This window comes from Polaromonas sp. P1_G4 (assembly GCF_056405475.1).
This window is the reverse complement of the sequence record NZ_JBFUCA010000425.1, coordinates 1-3,814: the sequence shown is the minus strand read 5'-3', so window position 1 is coordinate 3,814 and position 3,814 is coordinate 1. Positions and strand designations below refer to the sequence as shown.

Genomic DNA, 3,814 nt, shown 5'->3' with positions numbered 1-3,814 from the left:
GGGCGAGGGCCACGCAAACAAGGTAGGGCAGGTACACCAGCAGCCAGTAACCGCCGAAGGCCACACCACGCCGCCAGGCACGCCAGGCGCAGGTGATGGTGAAGGCAAAAACGCTGAGTGTGATGGCGTGAAACATCGGCACCATGCGGTCGTACTGCTCAACGAAGGGGCTGGCCGTCATGTACACGAGGCACAGCGCAACCAGCGCGCGCGCCATGCGGTGAAAGTTCCGCCCCTGCAGCCCGCCGAAGATGGACCGGGTGAACTGGAGGTTGAAGGCCAGGGCGCCCATCACAGACAACACAATCGCGTGGCTGGCAAAGGTTGTGGCGTGGGGCCACAGGTAACGCTGGGCCGCGCCGGTGTAGCAAAGGGTGGCCATGACGGTAAACACAAGGTAGCCGGCATACCAGGCATAGGTGCGGTCGCGATAGGCCAGCGCCATCTGGGCGCAGAAGAGAGCCAGCGTGATGATCACCCCCAGCTRCAGGCCCACCCACAACATCTGCACCACATCTCGCCGGGACGCCTCTGCCGTACCTACCAGCACGGGACTCAGATTGACGGGCAAGCGGTGTACCACGCGGACAAAAATGTCCTGCGCGTCCGCGCCGGGCTGCGGCAACGGAAAACGCGGCCGCAGCGAATCGACAGGCCACCGCACATGCGCCACAAAGTCCCCGGCCACAGCCATGCGCCATGCACCGCCCGCATCGCGCTGAAAGAACTCATACCGATCCACGATCACGGTGGGAAATTCCAGCAGCCAATCGGTGCCATTCACCACACCCCCCGGCGCCAGCGTCATGCGCAGCCAAAGCGGCGAGGCCGCACTCACTGCATAACGCTTGCCGCTCACCAGGGGCTTGAAGAGCGCGGCATCCATGGCCGCAACCTGCGCAACGGTGGCGCTTGCGGGCAAGCCTTCGAGCACCTGCAGCGGGGCGGGGTAGGACGCCGGACTGCCGGCAGCGACGGGCGGGGAATTCAGCCCGAGCAGAAAGACCAGCCCCAACACACCGGTCCAGAGCAGCGGATTGCACTGCCGCCACGAAGCCGAACGGGTTGCGCGCTGTTCTTTCATGAAGTCCATTCTTTACCCGAGATGCTATTAATACAGGAGCAACGAGAACCCGTCAATTAAAGGCTTAAAGCACCTTTTATAGCTCATCACAGGTGGTCGCCGTCGACGTAGTACCAACGGCCTAACTCGCGAACAAAGCGGCTGCGTTCGTGCAGCCGCACGGCCGGGCTGCCGGGGGTTTTCTGGCGGGCGACGAATTCGACCTCGGCGTGGGTGTCATCGATCTGGCGATGGCTGCGCACTTCCAGGCCCAGCCATTTCACACCGGGATCGAATTCAATCGATGCCGGCCGATGGCTGGCATGCCAGGTAGCGAGCAGGTAGTCGGCACGCCCGGCCACAAAGGCGGTGTAGCGCGAACGCATGAGGGACTCGGCGTCGGGCGCGGGCACGGTGTCGAAGTGACCAAGGTAGCGGCCACAGCAATTTGCGAACAGCAACGGTTTTTTGGCCGGGCCTGTGCGGCCGCAGGGGCACGGCCGAGATGGCGATGGGTTCGGCATCACCCGGGCATCAGCCGCAGGAGTTGTTGTTTGCGCGGGCCTTGCGCTCTTCCAGCGTTTCGGTGGGCGCGCCCTGCTTCACCCATTCGGCATAACCACCATCGATATGGGCCACATTGCGCATGCCCATGTCCTGCAGGGTTTTGGTGGCCAGTGCGCTGCGCCAGCCGGCCCCGCAAAAGAGGATGAACTCCTTGCCCTCATCGGCAAACAGCGGCTTGTGGTACGGCGACTCGGGGTCAACCCAGAACTCGAGCATGCCGCGCGGTGCGTGGAAGCTGTCCACCACGGTGCCGGCTGTCAGCTCGCGCACATCGCGGATGTCGACGATCTGTACCCTGGGGTCGCTGAGTTTTGACCTGGCCTCTGCCACGGAATAGGTTTTGACCTGCGCCATGGCCTCGTCGACCAGTGCGCGGAATCCTTTGGTGATGGGCATGCTCTGTCTCCTGCTGTGGATCGGCAAGTTTACGGTTTGCTGCACGCAGTTGAACCAGACCCCTGACCAAAACCCAGCAGGGGCCGCGGAACCGGCTTTGCCGGGCCGCAGGCGCAGCGGCCCCCTCGGGGGGCAGGGAGCSACACGAAGTGCGCGACCGTGGGGGCTAAAGAGATCTTTGGATGATGATCTTTTGAACGTCGGAAGTGCCTTCGTAAATCTGGCACACCCGCACATCGCGGTAAATGCGTTCCACCGGAAAGTCACTGACATAGCCGTAGCCGCCCAGCGTCTGGATGGCAGCGCTGCAAACCTCTTCGGCCATTTCGCTGGCAAAAAGCTTGGCCATGGCGGCTTCTTTCAGGCAGGGCAGGCCGGCGTCGCGCAGGCTGGCAGCGTGCCAGATGAGCTGGCGGGCCGCTTCAATCTTCGTTGCGCAATCAGCCAGGCGAAAGCCTACTGCCTGGTGGTTAAAGATGGCGGTGCCAAAGCTCTGGCGCTCTTTGGCGTAGCTGAGGGCAAACTCGAACGCGCTGCGCGCCATGCCCACGCTTTGCGCGGCGATGCCGATGCGCCCGCCTTCGAGTGCGCCCAGCGCGATCTTGTAGCCTTCGCCCTCGTTGCCGATCAGGTTGTCGGCCGGGATGCGGCAGTTGTCAAAATTGATTTGTGCGGTGTCGCTGGAGTGTTGGCCCAGCTTGTCTTCGAGCCGCGCCACCACATAGCCGGGTGCGCTGGTGGGCACGATGAAGGCACTCATGCCTTTTTTTCCGGCGCCCTTATCGGTAACGGCGATGACGATGGCGGCATGGCCGTTCTTACCGCTGGTGATGAACTGCTTGACGCCATTGATCACATACTCGTCGCCGTCTTTGACGGCCGTGGTTCGCAGTGAAGAGGCATCGCTGCCAACATGCGGCTCGGTCAGGCAAAAGACGCCGAGCATTTCGCCCTGCGCGAGTTTTGTCAGCCACTGCTTTTTCTGCTGCACATTGCCGTAGCGCATGAGGATGGCATTGACCGGGCAGTTGGTGACGCTGATGGCGGTGCTGGTGCCGCCGTCGCCCGCCGCGATTTCTTCGAGCACCAGCGCCAGCGTGAGGTAGTCAAGGTTCGCGCCGCCGAATTCCTCGGGCACGCAGATGCCGTAGGCTCCCAGCGCGGCCAGGCCTTTGTGCGCCTCGATCGGGAAGTGGTGCTCCTTGTCCCAGCGCGCGGCGCGCGGCCAGAGTTCGGCCTGCGCAAAGTCGCGCACCGCGTCGCGGATCATCGTTTGGTCTTGGGTCAGGATCATCGAAATCTTTCAGTGGAGTGCAGGGCTCACCATGTGCTGAAACGCCGACCGTCGTAGTCGAGAAAAGCGCCCTTGTGCTCGGGCTTGAGCCCGGCCAGCGTGGCACGCATGGCCGTGACACTTTGAACCGTGGTGAGCGGTGCATCCCGGCCGCCCATGTCGGTTTGAACCCAGCCGGGCGACAGGGCCACCATGATGGCGCGCGGGTAGTCATGCTGGGCAGACGCCACGGCCATGTTCAGCGCAGCCTTGCTGACGCGGTAGGTCCAGCTGCTGCTGGACGGGACCTCGCCAATGCAACCCATGCCGCTGGTGATGAAGGCAAAGCGTCCCTTGCCGCCACCACCAAGCCGGGAGGCCTCGACCATGGGCGCGACTTGCGGAATGGCCTGCATGGCGCCCAGCACATTGGTGTGCAGGGTGTGGTCAAACGCCTCGCGCGTCGGCGGCGTCAGTGCATCGCCCTGCGGAAAGACGCCGGCCACGTAGAGGGC

General features: G+C 63.4%; 5 protein-coding genes. All 5 read right to left on the bottom strand.

The window, feature by feature from the left end; all coding sequences use genetic code 11:
- A partial coding sequence (locus AC1D1X_RS17960) for a 7TMR-DISM family protein (protein WP_477698803.1) occupies positions 1 to 1,084 on the bottom strand: 1,084 nt, incomplete at its 3' end.
- A gap of 86 nt (positions 1,085 to 1,170) precedes the next feature.
- Positions 1,171 to 1,587 (bottom strand): YchJ family protein, encoded by a 417-nt coding sequence (locus AC1D1X_RS17955; RefSeq protein WP_477670093.1) that lies wholly within the window; start codon positions 1,585 to 1,587, stop codon positions 1,171 to 1,173.
- A 10-nt stretch (positions 1,588 to 1,597) separates the two neighbouring features.
- The gene (locus tag AC1D1X_RS17950) at positions 1,598 to 2,026 is read right to left on the bottom strand and encodes a rhodanese-like domain-containing protein (RefSeq protein WP_477670094.1); all 429 of its coding nucleotides are present in this window, start codon (positions 2,024 to 2,026) and stop codon (positions 1,598 to 1,600) included.
- A 166-nt stretch (positions 2,027 to 2,192) separates the two neighbouring features.
- On the bottom strand, positions 2,193 to 3,320 hold the full coding sequence (locus AC1D1X_RS17945; RefSeq protein WP_477670095.1) for an acyl-CoA dehydrogenase family protein: 1,128 nt from the start codon (positions 3,318 to 3,320) through the stop codon (positions 2,193 to 2,195).
- A gap of 26 nt (positions 3,321 to 3,346) precedes the next feature.
- Positions 3,347 to 3,814: SDR family NAD(P)-dependent oxidoreductase (locus AC1D1X_RS17940; protein WP_477698802.1), on the bottom strand; the 468-nt coding region annotated here is incomplete at its 5' end.